Below are 25310 nucleotides of genomic sequence, written 5' to 3'. Positions count from 1 at the left end.
CTGCGTGGGAACGCCTCAATGGACGCTCTGCGTCTGCTTTTGGGACGCGGAGCGTCCCGGGCTGCATTCCCACGCAGAGCGTGGGAACGATCAATCAAAGAAACGGTAGCCTGACAACAATGTGTTCGATAAACGAACGCTCAGTCGATTATCGGATTGTTTGGCGTATGGCAGGAGCTTAATCTTTAACCAATTCGGCGCTGCGCATCGGCGCCTTTTCACCACGTTGGTTAATAAAAAATGGGAGCCTGCCCCAATGGCTGAAATTCTTTCGCTGCACGACGCGGTGAAGCAATTCGTGAACGACGGCGATACGGTCGCACTCGAAGGCTTTACTCACCTGATCCCGACAGCAGCGGGTCACGAAATCATTCGCCAGGGCAAGAAAGACCTGACCCTGGTACGGATGACCCCTGACCTGATCTACGATCAGTTGATCGGTGCCGGTTGTGCTCGCAAGCTGATTTTCTCCTGGGGTGGCAATCCTGGCGTCGGTTCGTTGCATCGTCTGCGTGACGCCGTCGAAAAGCAGTGGCCCCACGCCCTGGAAATTGAAGAACACAGCCACGCCGACCTGGCCAACGCCTATGTCGCCGGCGCTTCCGGCCTGCCGTTCGCAGTGCTGCGTGCCTACGCCGGTTCCGACCTGCCGAAGGTCAACCCGCTGATCAAGTCCGTTACCTGCCCGTTCACCGGCGAAGTGCTGGCCGCCGTGCCTTCGGTACGCCCGGATATCACCGTGATCCACGCGCAAAAAGCCGACCGCAAGGGCAACGTGCTGTTGTGGGGCATTCTCGGCGTGCAGAAAGAAGCTGCGCTGGCCGCCAAGCGCTGCATCGTCACCGTCGAGGAAATCGTCGACGACCTGAACGCGCCGATGAACTCCTGTGTCCTGCCAACCTGGGCCCTGAGCGCGGTTTGCCACGTCCCTGGTGGCGCGCATCCGTCCTACGCCCACGGTTACAACGAGCGCGACAACCGCTTCTACCAGGCTTGGGACCCGATTGCCCGCGACCGTGAAACCTTCACTGCGTGGATCAACGAGTACATCCATGGCAGCGCTGACTTCAGCGAGTTCCAGGCCAAACTGGCCGCCGCTTCGGAGGCGAAGTAATGACTTACACCACCAATGAAATGATGACCGTCGCTGCCGCCCGCCGCCTGAAGAACGGTTCCGTATGCTTTGTGGGTATCGGCCTGCCGTCGAAAGCGGCCAACCTGGCGCGCCTGACCTCCTCGCCAGACGTGGTGCTGATCTACGAATCGGGCCCGATCGGCGCCAAGCCGAGCGTACTGCCACTGTCGATCGGTGACGGTGAACTGGCGGAAACCGCTGATACCGTGGTCCCGACCGGTGAGATTTTCCGCTACTGGCTGCAGGGTGGGCGTATCGACGTCGGTTTCCTCGGCGCTGCGCAAGTCGACCGTTTCGGCAACATCAACACCACCGTGGTCGGTGATTACCACGCACCGAAAGTGCGCCTGCCGGGTGCCGGTGGCGCGCCGGAGATTGCCGGTTCCGCCAAGAGCGTGCTGATCATCCTCAAGCAGTCGTCGCGTTCCTTCGTCGACAAACTCGACTTCATCACGTCGGTCGGCCATGGCGAGGGCGGTGATTCACGCAAGCGTCTGGGCCTGCCGGGCGCAGGTCCCGTAGGGATCATTACCGACCTGTGCATCATGGAGCCGGAAACCGGCACCCACGAATTTGTGGTCACTGCACTGCACCCGGGCGTGACCCGCGAGCAAGTGGTCGCGGCTACCGGTTGGCCGATCCGTTTTGCCGACAACGTCGACACCACCGCCGAGCCGACCGAGGTCGAGCTGACCGCACTGCGCGATCTGGAAGCCCGCACCGCAGCGGCCCACGGCCAAGCACCAGGAGAAGCATGATGCGTGAAGTTTATATCTGCGACGCGATTCGCACCCCCATCGGCCGTTTCGGCGGAGGCCTGTCGGCGGTTCGTGCCGATGACCTGGCCGCCGTGCCGATCAAGGCCCTGATGGAGCGCAACCCGTCGGTGGACTGGAACGCAGTGGACGAGGTGTTCCTCGGCTGCGCCAACCAGGCCGGTGAAGACAACCGCAACGTGGCGCGCATGGCGCTTCTGCTGGCGGGTCTGCCGGAATCGATTCCTGGCGTGACGCTCAATCGCCTGTGCGCTTCGGGCATGGATGCCATCGGCACCGCGTTCCGTGCCATCGCCAGTGGCGAAATGGAGCTGGCGATTGCCGGTGGCGTCGAATCGATGTCCCGCGCACCGTTCGTGATGGGCAAGGCCGACGCCGCGTTCTCGCGCAACATGAAACTTGAAGACACCACCATCGGCTGGCGCTTCATCAACCCGTTGATGAAAGCCCAATACGGTGTGGATGCGATGCCGCAGACCGCCGACAACGTCGCTGACGATTACGAAGTGTCCCGTGAAGACCAGGACGCTTTCGCCCTGCGCAGCCAGCAACGCACCGCTGCCGCGCAAGCCGCGGGCTTTTTCGCCGAAGAAATCGTCGAAGTGCGCATTGCCCACAAGAAGGGTGAAACGGTGGTCAGCCAGGATGAGCATCCTCGCGCCGACACGTCCCTGGAAACCCTGGCCAAACTCAAACCGGTCAATGGCCCGGACAAAACCGTCACCGCCGGCAACGCTTCCGGTGTGAACGACGGCGCGGCGGCCCTGATCCTGGCCTCGGCCGAAGCGGTGAAAAAGCACGGCCTGACGGCTCGCGCCAAAGTATTGGGCATGGCCAGCGCCGGTGTTGCACCTCGGGTGATGGGTATTGGCCCGGTGCCAGCGGTGCGCAAGCTGACCGAACGCCTGGGTGTGGCGGTCAGCGATTTCGACGTCATAGAACTCAACGAAGCGTTCGCCAGCCAGGGCCTGGCGGTGCTGCGCGAACTGGGGCTGGCGGACGACGCACCTCAAGTCAACCCGAACGGTGGCGCCATTGCCTTGGGCCATCCGTTGGGCATGAGCGGTGCGCGACTGGTTTTGACAGCTCTGCATCAGCTGGAAAAAACCGGTGGCAAGAAAGGTCTGGCGACCATGTGCGTCGGTGTCGGCCAAGGTCTGGCCCTGGCAATCGAGCGCGTCTGACGCGCTCGAAAAGACTTATAAGAGGAATGTTTCATGACTGACAAGCCTGGTTACCGTCGCCCGCAGGAAGGCACCCAGCCTGCCTACCTGCACCCGACCTATCAATCCACCAACCTGCGCTCGCCGTCCAAACCGCTGGTGTTCCTGCCGCATTCGCTGTCGGAAATCACCGGTCCTACCGTGGGTGCCGAGCGCATCAACGAGAAGGACAACGACCTGACCGCCCAGCACGAGGGACAGCCTCAGGGCGAACGCATCATCGTCCACGGCCGTGTGCTGGACGAAAACGGTTTCCCGGTGCCGGGGATTCTGGTGGAGATCTGGCAGGCCAACGCCGCCGGTCGCTACAACCATGCTCGTGACCTGCACGATGCACCGCTGGACCCGAACTTCACCGGCACCGGCCGTACCGTGACCGACGCCGATGGCTGGTACCAGTTCCAGACCATCAAGCCCGGCGCGTATCCGTGGGGTAACCACCACAACGCCTGGCGCCCGGCGCACATCCATTTCTCGCTGTTCGGGCCGAGCATCCTGACGCGCCTGGTCACGCAGATGTATTTCCCGGGGGATCCGCTGCTGGCGTACGACCCGATCTACAACTGCGTGCCGGATACCAGCGCCAAGGAGCGTTTGATCGCCACGTTCGATCTTGAAAAAACCATCCCTTCCTATGCCCTTGGGTATCGCTGGGACATCGTATTGCGCGGCCGCGATGCCACGCCGATGGAGAAATAAGATGACGCTGACCGCGACCACGTCCCACACCGTCGGGCCGTACTACCACATTGGCTTGACCTGGCTGAACCGCGAGAACCTGACCGTCGAACAAACCCTGGGCGAGCGCGTGGCGATCACCGGGCAAGTGGTCGATGGCAACGGTGATGTCGTCAACGACGCGATGCTGGAAGTCTGGCAGGCCAACGCCGCCGGCAAGTACGACCACCCTGAAGACGATCAGGACAAACCCCTGGACCCGAACTTCGAAGGCTTTGGCCGGGTGCCGGTGGATGCCGAAGGGCGTTTCCGTTTCACCACCGTCAAGCCGGGCACGGTCGAAGGCCTCAAGGGCACGACCCAGGCACCGCACCTGGTGGTGCTGGTGTTCGCCCGTGGCTTGGTGAAGCACTTGCTGACGCGGATCTACTTCGATGGCGAGCCGGCCAACTTGGACGACCCGCTGCTCGAATGCGTGCCGGCCGAGCGCCGCGGCACCTTGCTGGCCAAACAGGATGCGAGCGGTGTTTATCAGTGGAATGTGATTCTGCAGGGCACTGATGCAGAGACGGTGTTCTTCGATTATTGAGTCAATGAATGATCGTTCCCACGCTCTGCGTGGGAATGCCGCCATGGACGCTCTGCGTCCACTGTGACGCGGAGCGTCACGGGATGCATTCCCACGGGGACCGTGGGAACGATCGGTGTAAGACTGCATCTGCGGAACGGGACTGTTGCAAAGTGTGTCTAGACTCTCACTGTCCCCATTGAGTGAACAAAATAATGACAACCCCAACTACAGCTCCAGCAGCGCTCTACACCGGCGAAGAACGCAGCAAGCGGATCTTCGCCATTGTCGGCGCATCGTCGGGCAACCTCGTCGAATGGTTCGACTTCTACGTCTACGCCTTCTGTGCGATCTATTTCGCGCCCGCCTTTTTCCCGTCCGACAACCCCACGGTGCAGTTGGTCAACACCGCGGGCGTCTTTGCCGCCGGGTTCCTGATGCGTCCGATTGGCGGTTGGATTTTCGGTCGCGTCGCGGACAAGCACGGGCGCAAGAATTCGATGCTGATATCGATTCTGATGATGTGCTTCGGTTCGTTGCTCATCGCCTGCCTGCCAACCTACAAGGACATCGGCGTCTGGGCGCCGATCATGCTGCTGTTGGCCCGTTTGCTCCAGGGCCTGTCGGTGGGCGGCGAATACGGCACCACCGCCACCTACATGAGCGAAGTCGCCCTCAAGGGGCAGCGCGGTTTCTTCGCCTCCTTCCAGTACGTGACGCTGATCGGCGGGCAGTTGCTGGCGGTGTCGCTGGTGGTGATCCTGCAACAGTTCCTCACCGAGGATGACCTGCGTGCCTACGGCTGGCGGATTCCGTTCGTGGTCGGTGCCATGGCGGCATTGGTTTCGTTGTACCTGCGTCGTTCGCTGAAAGAAACCACCAGCAAGGAAATGCGCGAAAACAAGGACGCCGGCAGTATTCGCGCGTTGTTCCGCGACCATAAAGCCGCGTTCATCACCGTGCTCGGTTATACCGCCGGTGGCTCGCTGATTTTCTACACCTTCACCACGTACATGCAGAAGTACCTGGTGAACACCGCCGGCATGCAGGCCAAGACTGCCAGCTACATCATGACCGGCGCACTGTTCCTTTATATGTGCATGCAGCCGATCTTCGGCATGCTCTCGGACAAGATCGGTCGCCGGAACTCGATGCTGTGGTTTGGCGCACTCGGCACGCTGTGCACCGTGCCGATCCTGCTCAGCCTGAAAAGCGTCACCAGTCCGTTCCTGGCCTTCGTGCTGATTACCCTGGCGCTGGCGATTGTCAGTTTCTACACCTCGATCAGCGGTCTGGTAAAAGCCGAAATGTTCCCGCCTGAGGTGCGTGCACTGGGCGTTGGCCTGGCTTACGCGGTGGCGAATGCAATCTTCGGCGGTTCGGCGGAATATGTTGCCCTGAGCCTCAAAGCGGTCGGCATGGAAAACACCTTCTACTGGTACGTGACGTTGATGATGGCGATAGCGTTCCTGTTCAGCCTGCGTCTGCCCAAGCATGCGAAGTATCTAGAAAACGACCTTTGATCCACACCCGCGGGCCCGAGCGGCCCGCGCCTCCAGGGACTGTTTATGAACGAGCGACCGGGCAATCAATTGTTCGATGCCTATTTCACTGCCCGCGATATGCGCGAAGTGTTCTGCGATCAGGGCCGGGTCCAGGCCATGCTCGATTTCGAAGCGGCGCTGGCCCGGGCCGAAGCGCGGGTCGGTGTAATTCCGCATGCCGCGGTGGCACCGATTGAAGCGGCCTGCCAGGCCGGGCATTACGATTTTGCTGCCCTCGGCGAGGCGATTGCCACGGCGGGTAATTCGGCGATCCCGCTGGTCAAGGCCTTGGGCAAGCAGATCGCCGCGAGCGATGCGCAAGCCGAACGCTACGTGCACCTGGGCGCCACCAGCCAGGACGTGATGGACAGTGGCCTGGTGCTGCAATTGCGCCGGGCGCTGGAATTGATCGACAGCGATCTGGCACAACTGGGCGATACCCTCGCCAGCCAGGCCCAACGGTATGCGGCCACGCCATTGGCGGGACGCACCTGGCTGCAGCACGCGACGCCGGTCACCCTCGGCATGAAGATCGCCGGTTGGCTGGGTGCCGTCACCCGCAGCCGTCAACGTCTGCAAGAACTCAAGCCGCGCCTGCTGGTGCTGCAATTCGGTGGTGCATCCGGAACCCTCGCGGCTCTCGGTGATCAGGCGCTGCCGATTGCCCAGGCGTTGGCCGAGGAGCTGCAACTGAGCTTGCCTGACCAGCCCTGGCACACCCAGCGTGATCGCCTGGTGGAGTTTGGCTCGGTACTCGGATTGATCGCCGGTAGCCTCGGCAAACTCGGTCGCGATATCAGCTTGTTGATGCAGACCGAAGCCGCCGAGGTGTTCGAGCCTTCGGCGCCGGGCAAGGGCGGCTCTTCGACCATGCCACATAAACGCAATCCAGTTGGCGCGGCGGTGCTGATTGGCGCGGCGACTCGCGTGCCTGGCCTGCTGTCGACACTGTTCAGTGCCATGCCGCAGGAGCACGAGCGCAGCCTGGGACTGTGGCACGCCGAGTGGGAAACCCTGCCGGAGATTTGCTGCCTGGTGTCCGGCAGTCTCAAGCAAGCGCTGTTGGTCACGGGCGGGCTGGAAGTGGACGCCGAACGCATGGCGCGCAACCTCGACCTGACCCAGGGCCTGGTGCTCGCTGAAGCGGTGAGCATCGTCCTCGCACAACGGGTTGGCCGCGACACCGCGCACCACCTGTTGGAGCAATGCTGCAAACGCGCCGTGGCTGAAAAACGCCATCTGCGCGCCGTACTCGGCGACGAGCCGCAAGTGACCGCCGAGCTGTCGGCCACTGAACTCGATCATCTGCTGGACCCCGCCCATTACCTCGGTCAGGCCCGTACCTGGGTCGAGCGAGCGGTGGCTGAACACTCTGCATTGACTGCCTGAAGGAGACTGCTGTGGCTTTCGTTCAACTCGCCGATGGCGAACTGCATTACCAACTCGATGGGCCGGTGGATGCACCGGTACTGGTGCTGTCCAACTCGCTGGGCACTGACCTGCATATGTGGGACGCGCAGATTCCGGCGTTCACGGAGCACTTTCGTGTGCTGCGTTTCGACACCCGCGGCCACGGCCAATCGTTGGTGACACCGGGGCCTTATAGCATCGAGCAACTGGGCCGTGACGTCCTGGCGCTGCTGGATGCCTTGCACATCGAACGCGCACATTTCTGTGGCCTGTCCATGGGCGGGCTGATCGGGCAATGGCTGGGCATCAACGCAGGCGAGCGCCTGAACAAATTGATCGTGTGCAACACGGCGGCGAAAATCGGCGATCCGTCGATCTGGAACCCGCGTATCGAAACCGTGCTGCGTGACGGTCAGGCGGCCATGGTCGCCTTGCGAGATGCATCGATCGCACGCTGGTTCACCCCGGACTTCTCCGAAGCCAACCCGGCAGCGGCCAAGCAGATTACCGACATGCTGGCGGCCACTTCGCCTGAAGGCTATGCGGCCAACTGTGCGGCGGTGCGCGATGCCGATTTCCGTGATCAGTTGTCCTCGATCAAGGCGCCGCTGCTGGTGATCGCCGGCACCCAGGATGCGGTCACGCCACCGTCCGGTGGGCACTTCATCCAGGAACACGTGCCGGGCGCCGAGTACGCCGAGTTCTATGCCGCGCACTTGTCCAACGTCCAGGCCGGCGCTGATTTCAGCGATCGCGTACTGGCCTTTCTGACGGCTCGTTGAGGGAAATTCCGTGGACGAGAAACAACGTTACGACGAGGGCATGAAGGTCCGTCGCGCCGTTCTGGGCGACGCCCATGTCGACCGCAGCCTGACCACCCTGACCGAGTTCAACTCGGAGTTCCAGGAAATGATCACCCGCCACGCCTGGGGTGATATCTGGACCCGTCCTGGCCTGCCGCGCCATACCCGCAGCCTGATCACCATCGCCATGCTGATCGGCATGAACCGCGAGGGTGAACTCAAACTGCACCTGCGCGCCGCTGCCAACAACGGCGTGAGCCGCAGCGAGATCAAGGAAGTGATCATGCAGAGCGCGATCTACTGCGGGATTCCGGCAGCCAATGCGACGTTCCACCTGGCGGAGTCGGTGTGGGATGAGTTGGGGGTTGAATCGCGGGAGTGATCCCCCGCGATTGATCGTTCCCACGCTCTGCGTGGGAATGCCTCAACGGACGCTCCGCGTTCGGCTTTGGAAGGGACGCGGAGCGTCCCGGGCTGCATTCCCACGCAGAGCGTGGGAACGATCGGTCTCTAGAGCAGGCTGATCGGATAGCTGATGATTACGCGGTTCTCATCGAACTCGTTGTTGCTGTAGTCGCGACGGATCGTCGAGTTGCGCCATTTCACGTTCAGGTCTTTCAGCGCACCGCTCTGCACGGTGTAGCCCAGTTCACTTTCACGACCCCATTCCTTGCCATCGGTGATCGTGCCGGTGTGCACGTTATCGCCGCTGATATAACGGTTCATCAGGGTCAGCCCCGGCACGCCAAGGGCAGCGAAGTTGTAGTCGTGGCGTACTTGCCAGGATTTTTCCCGGGCGTTGTCGTAGCTGGAGTTGTAGCTGTCGTTGGCCAGGGTGCCGCCGCTGGTGCCATTGACCCGCATCCACGGGCTGTCGCCGGTGAGTTTCTGCAGGCCGACGTAGAAGGTGTTGCCGCCGTACTTGGCCGAGAACAGGCCGTACATGGTTTTGTTGTCCAGCTCGCCGGCCCGGGCGCTGCCGTCATCCTTGCCATAGAAGTAACCGAGGTTGGCACCCAGGGTCCAGGCGCCGATAGGTTGGCTGTGGGTCAGGTTGATGAATTGCTGGCTGTAGATGTCCTTGAGTTCGGCGTTCCACACCCCGATCTGGGTGCGTTTGTCGTTGAACAGGTATTCGCCGCCCTGGAAGTTGAAACGGTCGGAGGTGAACGCGGCTTTGCCGGTCATCGACATGTCGCCCATGCTGCTGTCATCGCGCGGGCTGTTCTGGCGGAACTGGCCGCCGTACAGCGTCAGGCCGTCGATTTCCTTCGAGGTGAGCTGTCCGCCACGGAAGGTCTGCGGCAGGGAGCGACCGTCGTCCGAACGCAGGATCGGCAGTACCGGCATCCATTCGCCAACCTTCGCTTCGGTCTGCGACAGCTTGGCTTTGAACGCCACGTTGGTGCGGCCGAAGTTGTCGGCCGGGCGGCCGTCACTGTCCAGCGGCAGCAGCTGGGTACCGCCCGTGCCTTTGCCGCCATCGAGTTTCACCGAGTACAGCCCCAGCACGTCCATGCCGAAACCGACGGTGCCCTGGGTAAACCCGGACTTGGCATCGAGAATGAAACTCTGCGTCCACTCTTCGGCCTTGCCCTGGGCCTTGGTCGGGTTGGTGAAGTTGCGGTTGATGTAGAAGTTGCGCAGGTTCAGGTTGACCTTGGCCCCTTCGACAAAACCCGACTCCTCGGCCTGGGCGGGCAGGGCTGCGCTCGCCAGGGCGACGGCGATCAGGCTGGGAACGAAATACTGAGCGGAAGAAGGCGTCATGGGCTCGGGTCTCTCTAATTCTTGGGGATGAAACAGGGTGATGCCGCAACCCGGGGTTGCAGACGTGCATTGGAAATCAGGACAAGCGGGGCGGATCAGCCGGAGAGGGCAGGGCGCGGGGGCATGGCATCGGACCTGTTGTTATTGGTTTTGTTGGTCGAATGGTGATGTGAATGTACTAGATGGTTCAATCGTTGAAAGCAGTTTTTGGGCGATTATCGAACCGAGATTGGTTTTGAATTTGTGGTGGTTATGCGGGCCTCATCGCGAGCAGGCTCGCTCCCACAATGGACCGCATTTTTTCTGAAGGAACTGGGTCAACTGTGGGAGCGAGCCTGCTCGCGATGGGGCCATCACAGGCACCACAATTTTCCCGCACCCAACAAAAAGCCCACCAAAAGGTGGGCTTAGTGTTTTCACCGCGCTATCAGAAATACTTCATCTTCGGCGCTTCTTCTTTCAACGGCTCGTTCTTCGCCGTCTGTTCATTCCAGCCACCGCCCAGGGCCTTGTACAGGTTGACCTGGCTGACCAGCTGCGCCAGACGGTCGGTGATCAATGCCTGTTGGGCACTGAACAGCTGGCGCTGGGCATCGAGGAAGGTCAGGTTGCTGTCGACACCGATACGGTAGCGACGCTCGGCCAGGCGGTAGTAGTCCTGGTTGGCATTGACGAAATCCTGCTGTGCCTGCAACTGCTGCACGTAGGTCTGGCGCGCGGCCAGGCCGTCGGCGACTTCCTGGAAGGCCGTCTGGATGGACTTCTCGTAGTTCGCCACGCCAATGTCTTTCTGGATTTTCGAGTAATCCAGGCTGGCGCGCAGGCTGCCGGCGTTGAAGATCGGCAGGTTGATCTGCGGCTGGAACAGCCAGGTGCCCGAACCACCCTTGAACAGGCCGGACAGGTCCGGGCTCAGGGTCCCGGCGTTGGCCGTCAGGCTGATGCTCGGGAAGAACGCTGCCCGCGCCGCGCCAATGTTGGCGTTGGCGGCCTTGAGGTTGTACTCGGCTTGCAGGATGTCTGGACGACGCTGCAGCAAGTCCGACGGCAGGCCAGGCGGTACTTCGGCCAGCAGGTCGTCGTTCAGCGGTTTGGCCGCTTGCAGGTTGGCCGGGATGCCGGTGCCGAGCAGCAGCACCAGGCTGTTTTCATCCTGGGCGACCTGACGGGTGTACTTGGCCAGTTGCGCACGGGCGTTTTCCACCGAGGTGCGCGACTGTGCCAGGTCCAGGGCCGAAGCGACCCCCACTTCGTTGCTGCGTGCGGTGAGCTTGTAGCTCTCCTCGAACGCGGCCAGGGTGTCCTGGGTCAGCTTGTACAGTTCCTTGTCGGCCTGCCAGGTCAGGTAGGCATTGGCCACGCTGGCCACCAGGCTGATCTGGGTACTGCGCCGGCCTTCTTCGGTGGCGAAGTACTTCTGCAGGGCTTCTTCGTTCAGGCTGCGAATCCGGCCGAACATATCCAGTTCATAGGCACTGATGCCAACGGTGGCCGAATAGGAACTGGTGATGCCTGCCTCGCCGGACTGCGAAGCGTCAGCCGGCAAGCGCTGGCGGCTGCCGGTACCGTTGGCCGAAACGGCCGGGAACAGATCGGCGCGCGAGATGCGGTATTGAGCCGCAAAGGCGTCGATGTTCAAGGCCGCGACACGCAGGTCTCGGTTGTTTTCCAGGGACAGCTGAATCAGCTGCTGCAGCGCCGGGTCATGGAAAAACTGCTTCCAGCCCTGCTCGGCAGCGGCCTGCGCCGGTGCCTGGGCCGGCGAGTATGCCAGGCCCTGCGGGTATTGTTCTGCCACCGGTGCATCCGGCCGCTGATAGTCAGGTATCAGCGAGCAGCCACTGAGCACGAAGGCGGCGACTGCCAGGGAGAGTAGCGACTTGCTCATTAGCCAGCCTCTTTAGAAGGTTCAATGGCGTCTTGCTGGTCGACGTTTTTACGCTGACCCAGGGCCGACACAGTGACGAAGAACAGTGGGACCCAGAAGATCGCCAACACGGTTGCCGTGATCATACCGCCAATCACACCGGTGCCGATTGCATGCTGGCTACCGGAGCCTGCGCCCGTGGAGATCGCCAGGGGTACCACGCCAAGCACGAACGCGAGCGAGGTCATGATGATCGGTCGCAGACGCATGCGGCAGGCTTCGATGGCTGCCTCGCGCAGGCTACGCCCTTGTTCGTGCAGTTCCTTGGCAAATTCGACAATCAGGATGGCGTTTTTCGCCGCCAGGCCGATGGTCGTCAACAAGCCCACCTGGAAGTACACGTCGTTGGACAGGCCGCGCAGGCTGGTGGCCATCAGCGCACCGATGATCCCCAGCGGCACCACCAGCATCACCGCGATCGGAATCGACCAGCTTTCATAGAGTGCCGCCAGGCACAGGAACACCATCAGCAACGACAGGGCGTACAGCGCCGGCGCTTGCGAACCCGACAGACGTTCCTCGTAGGACAGGCCGGTCCAGGAAATACCGACACCGGCTGGCAGTTTCTTGGCGATGGCTTCGACTTCGGCCATCGCTTCACCGGTGGAGTAACCCGGTGCCGGGGCGCCGAGGACTTCCACCGCTTCCACGCCGTTATAACGGGCGAGTTTCGGCGATCCGTAAATCCACTCACCCTTGGCGAACGCCGAGAACGGCACCATGGTGCCGACGCTGTTGCGCACGTACCACTTCTGCAGGTCTTCAGGGCTCATGCGTGCACCGGGCTGGCCTTGCACGTAAACCTTCTTCACTCGACCACGGTCGATGAAGTCGTTGACGTAGCTACTGCCCAGGGCGATCGACAGGGTGTTGTTGATGTCGGCGATGGTAATGCCCAGGGCACTGGCCTTCTCGTCATCGATTTCCAGCTGGTATTGCGGCTCATCGTTCAAGCCGTTCGGACGCACTTGCGTCAGGATCTTGCTTTGCGCCGCCATGCCGAGGAACTGGTTGCGGGCTTCCATCAGCTTGTCGTGACCGATACCGGCGCGGTCCTGCAGGAACACGTCGAAACCGGTGGCGTTACCCAACTCCAGTACCGCCGGAGGCGCGAAGGCAAACACCATGGCGTCACGGAAGGTGAAGAAGTGTTGCTGGGCACGGGCTGCGACCTTGAACACGCTGTTGTCGGCGTTACGATCTTCCCATGGGCGCAGCATGATGAACGCCATGCCCGAGCTCTGGCCACGGCCGGCGAAGTTGAAGCCGGTCACGGTAAACACCGAGTTCACCGCATCGCCTTCACCGCCATCCTTGCCTGGACGCAGCAGGAATTCACGCATTTCGTCCACGACCACCTGGGTGCGCTGGGCTGTCGAACCGGCAGGGGTCTGTACCTGGGCGAACAGTACGCCCTGGTCTTCTTCCGGCAGGAACGCGGTTGGAATGCGGGTGAACAGCCAGATCATGCCTACGACGATGATGAGATAGGCCAACAGGTACGGCGCCTTGTGCGTCAGCATGCTGCCCACGCCACGCTCGTAGCTTTTGACGCCACGGTCGAAGTTGCGGTTGAACCAGCCGAAGAAGCCGCGTTTCGGGGTGTGGTGCTCGCCCTTCGGAATCGCCTTGAGCATGGTGGCGCAAAGCGCCGGCGTGAAGATCAGGGCAACCAGTACCGACAGGGCCATGGCCGAGACGATGGTGATCGAGAACTGTTTGTAGATCACACCGGTGGAGCCGCTGAAGAACGCCATTGGCAGCAGTACCGCCGACAGCACCAGGGCGATACCCACCAGTGCACCCTGGATCTGGCCCATGGACTTCTTGGTGGCTTCTTTCGGTGACAGGCCTTCTTCGCTCATCACCCGTTCGACGTTTTCCACCACGACGATGGCGTCGTCCACCAGCAAGCCGATGGCCAGCACCATACCGAACATGGTCAGGGTGTTGATGCTGAACCCGGCTGCCGCGAGGATGCCGAATGTACCGAGCAATACCACCGGCACCGTCATCGTGGTGATGATGGTGGCGCGGAAGTTCTGCAGGAACAGGAACATTACCAGGAACACCAGCCCGACCGCTTCGACCAGGGTGTGAACCACGCCCTTGATCGATTCAGTCACCACTGGTGTGGTGTCATACGGGAACACCACTTCCATCCCTTCGGGGAAGAACGGCTTGAGGTTGTCGATAGTCGTGCGCAGGGCCTTGGCGGTATCCAGGGCGTTGGCGCCGGTGGCCAGTTTCACGGCCAGGCCGGACGCAGGGGCACCGTTGAACTGGGCGTTGATGCTGTAGTTTTCACCGCCCAGGCCGACGCTGGCGACATCTTTCAGGCGAACCTGGGAGCCGTCCTTGTTGACCTTGAGCAGGATCTTTTCGAACTGCTCAGCGGTCTGCAGGCGGGTCTTGCCGATGATCGTCGCGTTCAGCTGCGTGCCGGGCAGGGCGGGCAGGCCGCCGAGCTGGCCGGACGACACTTGGACGTTCTGTGCGGCAATGGCGGTCTTGACATCGATCGGGGTCAGGTTGAAGTTGTTCAACTTGGCCGGGTCGAGCCAGATGCGCATGGCGTACTGGGAACCGAACACCTGGAAGTCGCCGACACCGGCGGTCCGCGAGATCGGGTCCTGCATGTTGGACACGATGTAGTTAGACAGGTCGTCCTTGGTCATGCTGCCGTCACGGGAAACCACGCCGATGACCAGCAGGAAGTTCTTCACTGCCTTGGTCACGCGGATACCCTGCTGCTGCACTTCTTGCGGCAACAGCGGGGTGGCCAGGTTCAGCTTGTTCTGGACCTGGACCTGCGCGGTATCGGAGTTGGTGCCTTGCTCGAAGGTCGCGGTAATGGTCATGGTGCCGTCGGAGTTACTTTCCGAAGACACATAACGCAAGTTGTCGATACCGTTGAGCTGTTGCTCGATCACCTGGACCACAGTGTCCTGCACGGTTTGCGCCGAAGCGCCCGGGTAGGTCACGGAGATGGCGATGGCCGGCGGCGCAATGCTCGGGTACTGGTTGATCGGCAGCTTGAGGATCGATAGAGCCCCGACCAGCATGATCACCAGGGCGATTACCCAGGCGAAAATCGGACGGTCGATGAAGAATCTGGACATGAATTACTCCCCTTGGCCGCTGGAAGCCTGCTCAGCGGGCTTGGCGGGGGCCGGGTTTTTTGCGCCGACGTTGGTCGCGTCAGTGGGCTTGACTTCGATGCCAGGCTTGACGAATTGCAGGCCTTCGGTGATCAGGCGATCGCCGGCCTTCAGGCCGTCCTCGATCAGCCATTGGTTGCCGACGGTACGGTTGGCCTTGAGCTGACGCAGTTCGACCTTGTTGTCGGGACCCACGACCAGCGCAGTCGGCGTGCCTTTGAGGTCGCGGGTGACACCTTGCTGCGGCGCCAGGATCGCGGCGCTGTTCACGCCTGCCTGCAACTGGGCGTGCACGAACATGCCCGGCAGAAGTGTGTGATCAGGGTTCGGGAACACGGCGCGCAGGGTGACGGAGCCGGTGGTCTGGTCCACCGAGACCTCGGAGAACTCCAGCTTGCCGTCGAGTTTGTACTGGCTGCCATCCTCGAGGGTCAGTTTGACTTTCGCGGCGTTGTCGCCGGCCTTTTGCAGGCGACCGCTTTCCAGTTCGCGGCGCAGCGCAAGCAGCTCGACCGAGGACTGGGTAACGTCGACGTAGATCGGGTCCAGTTGCTGGATCACCGCCATCGCTTCGGTCTGGCCGTTGCTGACCAGCGCGCCTTCGGTGACCGACGAACGACCGATACGGCCGGTCAACGGCGCATACACCTTGGTGTAGCGCACATTGATCTGGGCCGTTTGCAGTGCGGCTTCCGATTGCAGGCGGTTGGCCACGGCGGTGTCGTATTCCTGGCGGCTTACAGCCTGCTCGTCGACCAGTTGCTTGTAGCGGTCGGAGACCGACTTGGTCGAACGCAGGTTGGCTTCGGCGCTTTTGAGCGTAGCGTCATAAACCGACGGATCGATCTGATACAGCTGCTGGCCGGCCTTGACGTCGCCGCCTTCCTTGAACAGACGCTTGAGAATGATGCCGTTGACCTGTGGGCGCACTTCAGCAATGCGGAACGCACTGGTGCGGCCCGGCAGCTCGGACGTCAACGTAAACGTTTGCGTCTGCAGGGTAACGACGCCGACCTGAGGCGGTGGAGCGGCCGGCGGGGCTTCTTCCTTTTTGCATCCGCTGAGCAGCGATGCGAGGGCGACGGCGGCGACCAGAGCGGTAACAGCTGGCTTGAATTGCATGAAAATCCTCGGGTCAGGCGCGAAAAAAACGCACAAGAAAAGTTTGAAGGTTAAAAATTGAGGGCCGAGTGGATAAGTAGCATGCTAAGGAATATACTTACATTCATGGCTGTTTGTAAATACCTTGGCCCTGTACCCAAGTCGTTACAAACACCGTTGAAAGGTTCGAATCGTAGGTCCGGGGACGATACCCGAGAGCACTCGCCCCGCTTTTATTCAGCTGATATCCAGACATCGCTGAAGCATCCTGATTGAGGTTGTACTGCCATGGTCCGTCGTACCAAAGAGGAAGCTCAAGAAACCCGCAACCAGATACTCGAAGCGGCCGAAAAGGCCTTTTTCGAGCGGGGTGTGGCCCGCACGACCCTGGCGGACATCGCGACCCTGGCCGGCGTCACCCGCGGGGCGATCTACTGGCATTTCAGCAATAAGGCGGATGTGGTGCAGGCCATGCTCGATACGCTGCAAGAGCCCCTTGATGAACTGGCCAAAGCCGCCGAGAGCGAAGACGAGCCCGACCCGCTGGGCTGCATGCGCCGGCTGCTGATTCATTTGTTTCATGAAGTTGCGCTGGATCCCAAGACCCGGCGCATCAACGAAATTCTGTTTCATAAGTGCGAGTTCACCGATGAAATGTGCGACCTGCGCCAGCAGCGCCGGGAAGTCAGCCTCGAATGCAACACGCGCATCGGCCTGACCCTGCGTAACGCCGTCAATCGTGGGCAGTTGCCGGAAGATCTCGACACCGCCCGTGCGGCTGTCAGCATTCATGCCTATATAGACGGCTTGCTGTACCAATGGTTGCTCGCGCCGGACAGCTTCGAGCTGCACACCGAGGCCGAGCGTTGGGTCGATATCGCGCTGGACATGCTGCGTTTCAGTCCCAGCCTGCGTAAGTGAAACAAAATGCGTAATCGGCTTCCCGTGTGTCAACCGCTGAAGCCATAGATGAACAGTTCTTCACGGGCGTTACGGCGCAAGGGTGCTTTTATATACGCCTGTTCGGCAGGTTGACAGGTAGCAGGCTCAGTATTTTGTAGGGATTTTGTGTCGGCCGCGTAGGAGCGAGGCTTGCCCGCGAAGGCGACCAGAAGTCCAACGCCACTCTCGCGGATGCACCCAAATCCCTGTAGGAGCGAGCCTGCTCGCGATGGGCGTCAACGATAACATTGGCTGTCTGGATGAACGCGTTGTCTGGACGTTCATCGCGAGCAGGCTCGCTCCTAACAGTGGGCGCGGCAAACTCACAATAAGTAAAAAGCCCCGGCTCTTTCGAGTCCGGGGCTTTTGCATTTTAGCGGGCGACGATTACAACGTCGGGTAGTCGATGTAACCAACCGGCCCCTTGGCATAAAACAACTCCGGACGCGCCTCATTCAGCGGCGCATCGACCTTCAAGCGTGCCGGCAGATCCGGGTTGGCAATGAAAGGCACACCGAAGGCGACTGCATCAGCCTTGCCGCTCGCCAGCCAGGCATTGGCGCTGTCCTTGGTGAAGCGTTCGTTGATGATGTACGGGCCGCCGAAGGCTTCCTTGATCTGTGGGCCGAGGCTGTCGTCGGCTTCTTTTTCGCGCGAGCAGATGAAGGCGATGCCACGTTTGCCCAGTTCGCGAGCGACGTAGGTGAAGGTTTCGGCCAAGTTGTCGTCACCCATGTCATGGGAGTCGGCACGCGGTGCCAGGTGCACACCGACGCGGCCGGCGCCCCAGACTTCGATGGCAGCGTCGGTCACTTCCAGGAGCAGGCGCGCACGATTTTCCACGGAGCCGCCGTATTGGTCGGTGCGCTGGTTGGTGCTGCTCTGCAGGAACTGGTCGAGCAGGTAGCCGTTGGCGCCATGGATTTCCACGCCATCGAAACCGGCTGCCTTGGCGTTTTCGGCGCCCACGCGGTAAGCATCGACGATGTCGGCGATTTCAGCGGTTTCCAGCGCGCGTGGCGTCGGGTAATCGGCCAATGGACGCACCAGGCTGACGTGGCCTTTCGGCTGGATGGCGCTCGGGGCGACCGGCTTTTCACCGTTCAGGTACGACTCGTGGGACACCCGGCCGACGTGCCACAGCTGCAGGAAGATCTTGCCGCCCGCGCCGTGAATCGCCTTGGTGACGTTGGTCCAGCCACGAACCTGGTCGTTGGACCAGATGCCCGGGGTGTCCGGGTAGCCGACGCCCATCGGCGTGACCGAGGTGGCTTCGCTGAGGATCAGGCCGGCCGAAGCGCGTTGTACGTAGTACTCGGCCATCAGCGCGTTGGGTACGCGGCCTTCGTCGGCGCGGCAGCGGGTCAGCGGGGCCATGATGATGCGGTTGGCCAGTTCGAGGTCGCCCAGTTTGATCGGATCGAAAATAGTCGTCATGAAATAGCTCTCTTGTGAAGATCAGTTGGTAACAGGGGCCAGTTCGGGGTCGCCGCTCTGACGGAAGGTGATCAGGGTCGCCAGCAGGGCGAGTACCGCCAGGGCCGCTGCCGCCAGGGGCACGCTGGTCAGGCCGAAACCGTGGGCGATGACGCTGCCGCCAACCCAGGCACCCAGGGCATTGCCGACGTTGAAGGCGCCGATGTTCAGGGTCGAGACCAGGTTCGGTGCGGCCTTGCCGTAGGTCACCACGTTCACTTGCAGGGCCGGCACGGCGGCGAAACACGCGGTGGCCCAGAGGAACAGGGTGATTTCGGTCGGGATCAGCGCGACGCTGGTCCAGGTCAATACGGTGGAGACCACGGCCATGGCGATGAAGACGCCGATCAGCGTTGCCGCCAGGCCCTTGTCCGCCAGCTTGCCGCCGATGATGTTGCCCACCGTCAGCCCCAGGCCGATGAGCATCAGGGTCCAGGTCACGCCGCGGGGCGTAACGCCGGTGACTTCGCCCAACAGTGGCGCCACGTAGGTGAACAGGGTGAACACCGAAGCGGCGAACAGGGCGGTCATGCTCAAGGACAACCAGATACCGGCGCCCTTGAGGGCACGCAGTTCGGCGCGCATGTCGAGTTTTTCTTCATCGCGCTTGGCCGGCAGGAAGCGAATCAGGCCGATCAGCGCAATCACGCCGATCACGGTCACCGCCCAGAAGGTCGAGCGCCAGCCGGCCTGTTGACCGAGCGCGGTGCCCAGCGGTACGCCGAGGACGTTGGCCAGGGTCAGGCCGGTGAACATCAGGGCCACGGCCGAGGCGCGTTTGTTGGCGGGCACCAGGCCCGCCGCCACCACCGAACCGATGCCGAAGAACGCACCGTGGCACAGTGCCGTCACCACACGGGCAAACATCAGTACGTTGTAGTCACTGGCCACCGCGCAGAGCAGGTTGCCGACAATGAAAATGCCCATCAGCGCCACCAGGGCGGCCTTGCGCGGCAACCGGGCGGTGGCCAGCGCCATGAACGGCGCACCAATGGCCACGCCCAGGGCGTAACCGGTCACCAGCCAGCCGGCGCCGGGGATCGACACACCGAGGTCGGCCGCCACATCGGGCAGCAAACCCATGATGACGAATTCGGTGGTGCCGATGGCGAAGGCGCTTAACGCCAATATGAGTAGCGAGAGGGGCATGGGTGGATTCCTTGTCGGCTGGCTGACGTAAAGGGTCAGAGCTCTTTGCTGAAGATGCGGAGGAACTCCTGGATGGTTTCCTCGTTACGTTTGAAGAAGTGCCACTGGCCGACTTTGCGGCTGCTGATCAGGCCGGCGCGTTGCAGGGTGGCCAGGTGTGCGGACACGGTGGACTGCGACAGGCCGCAACGTTGATCGATCTGCCCGGCGCAAACGCCGTGCTCGTTGCTGTGGGACTGATCGGGGAATTCGACGGTCGGGTCTTTGAGCCAGTGCAGGATGTCTCGCCGTACCGGGTGCGCCAGGGCTTTTATTATTTCGTCGAGGTCAAGGTTCATGGTCGGGGGCTCGTGATTAGTAAAACGCTATATCGCGATGAAGCGAACTTTAAATCGGTATTTCGCGATATACCAATATGATTTTGATCTGATGGCCGAGTAAATCGGTATATCGGGTTATAACGATACGATGATTGTATAGGGACAAGGGCGCAGTGCTAAGCTGCGCCCATGAACTATCTCGCACATCTTCATCTTGGTGGCCAGCGTCCCGGTCAATTGCTCGGCAGTCTCTATGGCGATTTCGTCAAGGGACGGCTGCAAGGGCAGTTTGATCCGGAAATCGAAACGGCCATCCAGCTGCATCGCAGCATCGACGTGTTCACCGATCGCCATCCGTTGGTGGATGTCGCGTTGTCGAGGTTTTCCCTGACTCGTCGGCGCTATGCTGGGATCGTGCTCGATGTGTTTTTCGATCATTGCCTGGCACGGGACTGGACGCTGTACGCGGACCGGCCGTTGGAGCTGTTCACCTCGGACGTGTACCGGGTGCTGTCCAGTCAACCGCAGTTGCCGGAGCGCCTGGCGAGGATCGCGCCGCACATGGTGGCCAATGACTGGTTGGGGTCTTATCGAGAGTTCGAAGTGCTGGAGCAGGTGCTGCGGGGGATTTCCCGGCGCTTGACCCGGCCGGAGGAGCTGGCGGCGGCGATGCAGGAATTGCGGCTGTTGTATGAGCCGTTGAGCGAGGATTTTCGGTTGTTTTATCCGCAGCTTCAGGATTTTGCCCAGAACCGCTGACACCCAACCTCCACGAACCTTGTAGGAGCGTGGCTTGCCCGCGAAGGGAGCGCCGCGGTGTACCTGAGAGCCCGCGTTATCGTTCTTCGCGGGCAAGCCTCGCTCCTACAGGTCGTGTGCGTCAGGCCGCGATCAGTTCGCCGGCGCGACGTGGTTCTGCAGGTTTCGCCACTTCTCCAAACAACGCCTTCTGCACCGCCTGCTGCGCGTCGAACGCCAGTGCCGCACGCTCACGTCCTTCGCAAGCAATCGGCTTGAGCAGATGAATCTCCACCGCGCCGCGGTCATTGGCAAACAGGCGCATCAAGTGCGACAGCAGATCATCATCGCCAATGAACGGCGCCAGCGTGTCGGGCTCGCCATTACGCACATATCGGATCGCCACCGGTTGCAGTTTCACCTCGGAATCGATCGCCGCCGACAACAAGCGACCGTGGAAAGTGCGCAGCGAGCGACCATCGGTGGTGGTGCCTTCCGGGAACATCAGCAGCGGATGGGCGTGCGCCAGGTGGCGGGTCATCTGTTTGCGGATCAACTGGCTGTCACCCGAGCCGCGGCGGATAAACAGGCTGCCGGCCTTGGCCGCCAACCAGCCCGCCACCGGCCAGGTGCGCACTTCGGCCTTGGACAGGAACGACAGCGGCGTAAGCATCCCCAGCAGCGGGATGTCGGTCCAGGACACGTGGTTGCTGACCCAGAGCATCGGCGTTTTCGGCAACTCACCGTGCACGGTCACATCGAAGGGCAGGGCGTTGCTCAGGCGCGCCATGAAAAACCGCGACCAGCGTTGGCGGCGCTCCATCGAATGGCTCAGCCCCAGGCGCTCGAAGATACCAAACACGGTGGCCATGCCCAGGCCGAGCCCGACCACCAGCGACACCCGGGCGATTCGCGCGTACACGCGCAACCGACGCATCACACGGCCGCCTTGAAGTGTTTGGCGTAGCGCGGGCAGAGTTCGTCGCGCTTGAGCAGGATGAACACATCGGCCACCTGGAAATCTTCGTCCCAGCACGGCTCGCCGCAGATCTTCGCGCCCAGGCGCATGTAGGCCTTGAGCAGCGGCGGCATTTCGGCGATCACGTTCGAGGGAATATCCAGGGTCGGCAGCGGTTTTTTCGGTTCGGCCCGCAAGTGCTCGGTGCACAGGTAACGTTCGCGCAGGCGCTGCATGATGGCGTGGGCCTGGATCCCGCCGTCCTGCATCGGAATGCTCGCGCAACCCATCAGGTAGCTGTAGCCGCCCTGGTTCAAGACTTCCGCCAGCTCGCCCCAGAGCACGGCGATGGTGCCGCCGTTGCGGTAGGCCGGGTCGACGCAGGTGCGGCCGATTTCGAGGATAGGGCCCTTCAAGTGAACCAGGCCGTGCAGGCTGAATTCTTCTTCGCTGTAGAACTTGCCCAGGCTGCTGGCGGCGGTGTGGTCGAGCAGGCGGGTGGTCGCCACCAGGCGCCCGGTGTTCAGGTCGCGCACGCCGATGTGTGCGCAGTGAACATCGTAATCGTCCATGTCCAGACCCAGCTCCGCGCCTTTGAGCTTGGCGTTGAATTCGCCGCTGAACACGTTGAAGCGCAAGGCCTGTGCCTCTTGCAAAGCCTCGGCGCCGACAAGACGTTCGGCTTGCAGGCGGCGTTCGTTGCCGGTGTCGCTGATGCGGGCGATCTGAGTCATGGCGAATCTCCGTGCGGGCTGCTCACCCGTCTTGGGGGTTACAGCGAATCGACTTTCTTTATCCAGCCGTGTTGTGCAAAGTCAGGCTATGTAGCCCCGGTGTCATCGCCATGAAGCTTTGGTGATGCTTGTATGACAGCCCACAAGGAGCCTCTTATGCCCTGGCAAACCCTGTTGAACCGCCACGCTCGCTTGCCCGCCAACCCGGACCTGGGCGAGGGGTTCGCAACGTTGTTGCAGCAGCTGGGCAACGTCACGCCGTTTGAACTGGCCGTGGTCGGTGGACGCTTGATGGCGACGCCGGGGCTGGCGTTCCTGGTGGGCTATCAGGCGGCGTTGCGCATGCTGTGGCCAAGCGCGCCGTTGAGCCTTGGCGCGTTGTGCGCGACCGAGCAACGCAGCCTGCGGGTGGCTGACATGCAGACCCGCCTGCACGATTTGCGCTTGAGCGGACGCAAGGATTTCGTCACCGCAGGCGATGCCGCCGACTGGCTGTTGATTGCCGCCCGCAGTGAACAGCAAGGCGAGGCGCCGTGCCTGAGCCTGGCGGTGGTCTACCCCGATGAGCCGGGCGTGCGGGTGGAAAAACTGCCGCCGATGCCGTTGATGCCGGACATCAGCCATGGCCGCTTGTTTCTGGATGGCGCACTGTGCGAATTGCTTGCGGGGGACGGCTGGGATGCCTACGTCAAGCCGTTCCGAACCCTGGAGGACATCTATGTCTTGAGTGCCATGGCCGCCTGGTTGTACGGCGTCGGGCAGGACAGTGACTGGCCGCAGCCCTTGCAATTGCGCTTGCTGGCGCTGCTGGCCGGGTGTGCGGAAGTCAGTCGACACCCCCCCGCCAGTCCGGCGGGGCATGTGTTGCTCGGTGGGTTGTTTGCGCAGTTCGAGGGGCTCAAGGCTGAAGTGAATCAGGCGCTGGCCGAAGGAGCGCCGGAGTGGGCGGCCATGTGGCAGCGCGATCAGGCGGTGATGGATCTGGCGGCGGGGGCCAGGGGGAAGCGGTTGGCCAAGGCGTTGACAGGGTTGTCATCTGGCTGAAGGGCCTCTTCGCGGGCAAGCCTCGCTCCTACAAGGTCACATCATCCCTGTAGGAGCGAGGCTTGCCCGCGAAGGCGGCCTCAAGGGCAACACAAATCCCGGAACTGTCATCAACCTCGACTAGGCTCAGCAGGTTCATCTCCACGAGCCCCCGCCATGCCCAAAGGCCTGTCCCTGTTTTTCGTGCTGTTGCTCAGTCTCGCGGTCCATGCCGAGGACTGGCCCACCGGGCAATGGCCCACGGACCCAGCCACCACCGGGCAAGCGCTTCAGGCACTGGAGGCATACGCCTTTCCACCCCGCGACGACACCACCCGCCAAGGCATCCGCACCGACGCCTTGCTCGTCATCCGCGACGGCCGGTTGATTTACGAGCGCTACGCCGGCCCGACCACCGCCCAGACGCCGCACCTCACCTGGTCCATCACCAAAAGCCTGATGGCCACGGTCCTCGGCGTGGCGTATGGCGAGGGCCGGTTCAGGCTCCAGGACCCGGTGGCCAAATTTTACCCGCCCCTGAAAAAGCACGCGGACCTGACCATGGCCGACCTGCTGCACTGGGCCTCCGGGATCGACTGGCAGGAAGACTACGAATACGCACCGTTGAAGTCGTCGGTGGTGGCCATGCTCTACACCCGTGGTCACTCGGACATGGCCGCGTTCACGGCCGATCACGACACATACGCCACACCGGGGCAGGCGTTTCGCTATTCCAGCGGTGACAGCAATCTGTTGTCTGCCGCACTGAAAGCCATCGTCGGTCCGGATCGCTACGCGGACTATCCGTGGACCGCGCTGTTCGAGCCTCTGGGAATTCGCCAGGCGATCTGGGAAACCGACGCCACGGGAACGTTCGTTGCCTCGTCCTATGCCTACCTCACCGCCCGGGATCTGGCCCGCATCGGTCTGTTGATGGCGCGGGACGGCCGCTGGGGCGATAAACAACTGCTGCCCAAGGACTGGGTCGCATTCAACCGCGAACCCTTCGCGGGCTATCGCGCCAATCAGGACGATGCGGTGCCCGGCGGCCACTGGTGGCTCAATCGCGCAACAGACGGGGGCGCGCGACCCTGGCCCGATGCGCCCGCCGACACCTTCGCCGCGTTGGGCCATTGGGGCCAGGCGATGTACGTGATTCCCGGCGCGAACCTGTTGATCGTGCGCTACGGCGATGACCGCGACGGCAGTTACCGGCACAACGAATTGCTCAGGCTGGCGCTCGAGGCCTTTGCCGGGAAGGAGCAGCCATGAGCGGTTTCATTCGTCGCCGTCCTTTCAGCTCGCTGCTGCTGGTCTTGTTGCTCGCCTTGCTCGGCTGGATCTGGCACGAGCGGTTGGCGCTGTGGGCGTTCCCCGACATCATCAGCGCCTACACCGCGAAGGAATATTGCTCGTGTCGCTACGTGATGAACAACGACGCCGAGTATTGTCGTGGCTATGTCAAACAGTGGCTGCCCACCAGTGGGTTTGCCGATGATGCCGCCAGCAAGCGCATCACCGTCAGCGGCTTGGGGCGAAGCAACAGCGCCGTGTGGATCGGCGAGCACCAGGGCTGCCGCCTGAACCCCTGACTCCACACACAACACCTGTGGGAGCGAGCCTGCTCGCGAAAGCGTCGGCAGACTCAACGCAAGCAGTGGGGCTGGTATTGCATTCGCGAGCAGGCTCGCTCCCACAGGGTATTAGGCGAATTTCAATTGATCGGCCTCCGAGGTTCCACGCAGTGGAACCACATTCGATTGTCCTCGCGCGCGACTCGCGGTTATCTGGTGATGAACGCGACCTGCCTTTGATGTGTCGCGACATCACAGCGAACAAAAAGAACGGGAATACACCCGGCCCGAGGAAATCCC

Annotated in this window: 23 protein-coding genes; 14 read left to right on the top strand and 9 right to left on the bottom strand. The window is 61.9% G+C overall.

The window, feature by feature from the left end; all coding sequences use genetic code 11:
- The first annotated feature begins 256 nt into the window (after positions 1 to 256).
- From HFK74_RS08490 to pcaC, 9 genes are all read left to right on the top strand, one after another.
- Entirely contained in the window at positions 257 to 1114 is an 858-nt protein-coding gene (locus HFK74_RS08490; protein WP_008054173.1) for a CoA transferase subunit A, read from the top strand.
- The gene (locus HFK74_RS08485; RefSeq protein ID WP_180203119.1) at positions 1114 to 1893 is read left to right on the top strand and encodes a CoA-transferase subunit beta; all 780 of its coding nucleotides are present in this window, start codon (positions 1114 to 1116) and stop codon (positions 1891 to 1893) included. Before HFK74_RS08490 ends, HFK74_RS08485 begins: the two co-directional genes overlap by 1 nt.
- The gene (gene pcaF / locus HFK74_RS08480) at positions 1890 to 3095 is read left to right on the top strand and encodes a 3-oxoadipyl-CoA thiolase (RefSeq protein ID WP_177325070.1); all 1206 of its coding nucleotides are present in this window, start codon (positions 1890 to 1892) and stop codon (positions 3093 to 3095) included. Before HFK74_RS08485 ends, pcaF begins: the two co-directional genes overlap by 4 nt.
- Positions 3096 to 3128: 33 nt before the next feature.
- Complete coding sequence (pcaH, locus tag HFK74_RS08475; protein WP_180203118.1) at positions 3129 to 3833, top strand: protocatechuate 3,4-dioxygenase subunit beta; 705 nt, start codon at positions 3129 to 3131, stop codon at positions 3831 to 3833.
- A gap of 1 nt (position 3834) precedes the next feature.
- Positions 3835 to 4401, top strand: coding sequence for a protocatechuate 3,4-dioxygenase subunit alpha (pcaG, locus tag HFK74_RS08470; RefSeq protein ID WP_180203117.1), 567 nt, complete (start codon positions 3835 to 3837; stop codon positions 4399 to 4401).
- A gap of 194 nt (positions 4402 to 4595) precedes the next feature.
- Positions 4596 to 5903 (top strand): MFS family transporter, encoded by a 1308-nt coding sequence (locus HFK74_RS08465; protein ID WP_180203116.1) that lies wholly within the window; start codon positions 4596 to 4598, stop codon positions 5901 to 5903.
- Between the two features lie 45 nt (positions 5904 to 5948).
- Positions 5949 to 7313: a 3-carboxy-cis,cis-muconate cycloisomerase gene (locus tag HFK74_RS08460; RefSeq protein ID WP_180203115.1), complete on the top strand. Its 1365-nt coding sequence runs from the start codon at positions 5949 to 5951 to the stop codon at positions 7311 to 7313.
- Between the two features lie 11 nt (positions 7314 to 7324).
- Positions 7325 to 8116, top strand: coding sequence for a 3-oxoadipate enol-lactonase (gene pcaD / locus HFK74_RS08455; protein ID WP_180203114.1), 792 nt, complete (start codon positions 7325 to 7327; stop codon positions 8114 to 8116).
- Between the two features lie 10 nt (positions 8117 to 8126).
- Entirely contained in the window at positions 8127 to 8519 is a 393-nt protein-coding gene (gene pcaC / locus HFK74_RS08450; RefSeq protein ID WP_020798348.1) for a 4-carboxymuconolactone decarboxylase, read from the top strand.
- A 128-nt stretch (positions 8520 to 8647) separates the two neighbouring features.
- Here the strand turns inward: pcaC and HFK74_RS08445 are convergent, their stop codons facing one another.
- The 4 genes from HFK74_RS08445 to HFK74_RS08430 form a co-directional block, all read right to left on the bottom strand.
- Positions 8648 to 9907 (bottom strand): OprD family porin, encoded by a 1260-nt coding sequence (locus HFK74_RS08445; protein ID WP_180203113.1) that lies wholly within the window; start codon positions 9905 to 9907, stop codon positions 8648 to 8650.
- 427 nt (positions 9908 to 10334) lie between these two features.
- On the bottom strand, positions 10335 to 11795 hold the full coding sequence (gene emhC, locus HFK74_RS08440) for an efflux RND transporter outer membrane subunit EmhC (RefSeq protein ID WP_180203112.1): 1461 nt from the start codon (positions 11793 to 11795) through the stop codon (positions 10335 to 10337).
- Entirely contained in the window at positions 11795 to 14956 is a 3162-nt protein-coding gene (gene emhB / locus HFK74_RS08435) for an efflux RND transporter permease subunit EmhB (protein ID WP_180203111.1), read from the bottom strand. Before emhB ends, emhC begins: the two co-directional genes overlap by 1 nt.
- A gap of 3 nt (positions 14957 to 14959) precedes the next feature.
- Entirely contained in the window at positions 14960 to 16117 is a 1158-nt protein-coding gene (locus HFK74_RS08430) for an efflux RND transporter periplasmic adaptor subunit (RefSeq protein WP_008056893.1), read from the bottom strand.
- Positions 16118 to 16384: 267 nt separating this feature from the next.
- On the opposite strand from HFK74_RS08430, the gene HFK74_RS08425 reads away from it, so the two are divergent.
- Positions 16385 to 17017: a TetR family transcriptional regulator gene (locus tag HFK74_RS08425; RefSeq protein WP_180203110.1), complete on the top strand. Its 633-nt coding sequence runs from the start codon at positions 16385 to 16387 to the stop codon at positions 17015 to 17017.
- 408 nt (positions 17018 to 17425) lie between these two features.
- Here HFK74_RS08425 and HFK74_RS08420 read toward each other — a convergent pair whose 3' ends face one another.
- The 3 genes from HFK74_RS08420 to HFK74_RS08410 are packed head-to-tail and all read right to left on the bottom strand — an operon-like array spanning position 17426 to position 20001.
- Complete coding sequence (locus HFK74_RS08420) at positions 17426 to 18475, bottom strand: alkene reductase (RefSeq protein WP_180203109.1); 1050 nt, start codon at positions 18473 to 18475, stop codon at positions 17426 to 17428.
- A gap of 21 nt (positions 18476 to 18496) precedes the next feature.
- Positions 18497 to 19663: an MFS transporter gene (locus tag HFK74_RS08415; protein WP_180203108.1), complete on the bottom strand. Its 1167-nt coding sequence runs from the start codon at positions 19661 to 19663 to the stop codon at positions 18497 to 18499.
- Positions 19664 to 19698: 35 nt separating this feature from the next.
- The gene (locus HFK74_RS08410; protein WP_175392598.1) at positions 19699 to 20001 is read right to left on the bottom strand and encodes a helix-turn-helix transcriptional regulator; all 303 of its coding nucleotides are present in this window, start codon (positions 19999 to 20001) and stop codon (positions 19699 to 19701) included.
- A 171-nt stretch (positions 20002 to 20172) separates the two neighbouring features.
- Here HFK74_RS08410 and HFK74_RS08405 point away from each other — a divergent pair, with 171 nt between their 5' ends.
- Positions 20173 to 20742: an ACP phosphodiesterase gene (locus HFK74_RS08405; protein WP_180203107.1), complete on the top strand. Its 570-nt coding sequence runs from the start codon at positions 20173 to 20175 to the stop codon at positions 20740 to 20742.
- 121 nt (positions 20743 to 20863) lie between these two features.
- Here the strand turns inward: HFK74_RS08405 and HFK74_RS08400 are convergent, their stop codons facing one another.
- Positions 20864 to 21658, bottom strand: coding sequence for a lysophospholipid acyltransferase family protein (locus tag HFK74_RS08400; RefSeq protein ID WP_180203106.1), 795 nt, complete (start codon positions 21656 to 21658; stop codon positions 20864 to 20866).
- Entirely contained in the window at positions 21658 to 22413 is a 756-nt protein-coding gene (olsB, locus tag HFK74_RS08395) for an L-ornithine N(alpha)-acyltransferase (protein ID WP_007903792.1), read from the bottom strand. The genes HFK74_RS08400 and olsB overlap by 1 nt, the downstream gene beginning before the upstream one ends.
- 156 nt (positions 22414 to 22569) lie before the next feature.
- Between olsB and HFK74_RS08390 the strand changes: the two genes are divergently transcribed.
- The 3 genes from HFK74_RS08390 to HFK74_RS08380 all read left to right on the top strand — a co-directional run bounded on the left by HFK74_RS08390 (position 22570) and on the right by HFK74_RS08380 (position 25028).
- Positions 22570 to 23457 carry an acyl-CoA dehydrogenase family protein gene (locus tag HFK74_RS08390; RefSeq protein WP_180203105.1) on the top strand — a complete coding sequence of 296 codons (888 nt, stop codon included), beginning with the start codon at positions 22570 to 22572 and terminating at the stop codon, positions 23455 to 23457.
- A gap of 156 nt (positions 23458 to 23613) precedes the next feature.
- On the top strand, positions 23614 to 24708 hold the full coding sequence (locus HFK74_RS08385; RefSeq protein ID WP_180203104.1) for a serine hydrolase: 1095 nt from the start codon (positions 23614 to 23616) through the stop codon (positions 24706 to 24708).
- A complete protein-coding gene (locus tag HFK74_RS08380) occupies positions 24705 to 25028 on the top strand; it encodes an amidase (protein WP_180203103.1) in 324 nt (107 codons plus the stop codon). The genes HFK74_RS08385 and HFK74_RS08380 overlap by 4 nt, the downstream gene beginning before the upstream one ends.
- The last annotated feature ends 282 nt before the right edge of the window (positions 25029 to 25310 follow it).

This window comes from Pseudomonas sp. SbOxS1 (assembly GCF_013416725.1).
In the GTDB taxonomy this organism is placed as follows: domain Bacteria; phylum Pseudomonadota; class Gammaproteobacteria; order Pseudomonadales; family Pseudomonadaceae; genus Aquipseudomonas.
The sequence above is the reverse complement of the archived record's forward strand: the minus strand, read 5'-3'. Positions and strand labels throughout refer to the sequence as shown.

Coding starts and splice junctions, on each gene's coding strand:
- HFK74_RS08490 (WP_008054173.1), top strand. CDS start 257: ATGGCTGAAATTCTTTCGCTGCACGACGCGGTGAAGCAATTCGTGAAC.
- HFK74_RS08485 (WP_180203119.1), top strand. CDS start 1,114: ATGACTTACACCACCAATGAAATGATGACCGTCGCTGCCGCCCGCCGC.
- pcaF (WP_177325070.1), top strand. CDS start 1,890: ATGATGCGTGAAGTTTATATCTGCGACGCGATTCGCACCCCCATCGGC.
- pcaH (WP_180203118.1), top strand. CDS start 3,129: ATGACTGACAAGCCTGGTTACCGTCGCCCGCAGGAAGGCACCCAGCCT.
- pcaG (WP_180203117.1), top strand. CDS start 3,835: ATGACGCTGACCGCGACCACGTCCCACACCGTCGGGCCGTACTACCAC.
- HFK74_RS08465 (WP_180203116.1), top strand. CDS start 4,596: ATGACAACCCCAACTACAGCTCCAGCAGCGCTCTACACCGGCGAAGAA.
- HFK74_RS08460 (WP_180203115.1), top strand. CDS start 5,949: ATGAACGAGCGACCGGGCAATCAATTGTTCGATGCCTATTTCACTGCC.
- HFK74_RS08445 (WP_180203113.1), bottom strand. CDS start 9,907: ATGACGCCTTCTTCCGCTCAGTATTTCGTTCCCAGCCTGATCGCCGTC.
- emhC (WP_180203112.1), bottom strand. CDS start 11,795: ATGAGCAAGTCGCTACTCTCCCTGGCAGTCGCCGCCTTCGTGCTCAGT.
- emhB (WP_180203111.1), bottom strand. CDS start 14,956: ATGTCCAGATTCTTCATCGACCGTCCGATTTTCGCCTGGGTAATCGCC.
- HFK74_RS08430 (WP_008056893.1), bottom strand. CDS start 16,117: ATGCAATTCAAGCCAGCTGTTACCGCTCTGGTCGCCGCCGTCGCCCTC.
- HFK74_RS08425 (WP_180203110.1), top strand. CDS start 16,385: ATGGTCCGTCGTACCAAAGAGGAAGCTCAAGAAACCCGCAACCAGATA.
- HFK74_RS08420 (WP_180203109.1), bottom strand. CDS start 18,475: ATGACGACTATTTTCGATCCGATCAAACTGGGCGACCTCGAACTGGCC.
- HFK74_RS08415 (WP_180203108.1), bottom strand. CDS start 19,663: ATGCCCCTCTCGCTACTCATATTGGCGTTAAGCGCCTTCGCCATCGGC.
- HFK74_RS08410 (WP_175392598.1), bottom strand. CDS start 20,001: ATGAACCTTGACCTCGACGAAATAATAAAAGCCCTGGCGCACCCGGTA.
- HFK74_RS08405 (WP_180203107.1), top strand. CDS start 20,173: ATGAACTATCTCGCACATCTTCATCTTGGTGGCCAGCGTCCCGGTCAA.
- HFK74_RS08400 (WP_180203106.1), bottom strand. CDS start 21,658: ATGCGTCGGTTGCGCGTGTACGCGCGAATCGCCCGGGTGTCGCTGGTG.
- olsB (WP_007903792.1), bottom strand. CDS start 22,413: ATGACTCAGATCGCCCGCATCAGCGACACCGGCAACGAACGCCGCCTG.
- HFK74_RS08390 (WP_180203105.1), top strand. CDS start 22,570: ATGCCCTGGCAAACCCTGTTGAACCGCCACGCTCGCTTGCCCGCCAAC.
- HFK74_RS08385 (WP_180203104.1), top strand. CDS start 23,614: ATGCCCAAAGGCCTGTCCCTGTTTTTCGTGCTGTTGCTCAGTCTCGCG.
- HFK74_RS08380 (WP_180203103.1), top strand. CDS start 24,705: ATGAGCGGTTTCATTCGTCGCCGTCCTTTCAGCTCGCTGCTGCTGGTC.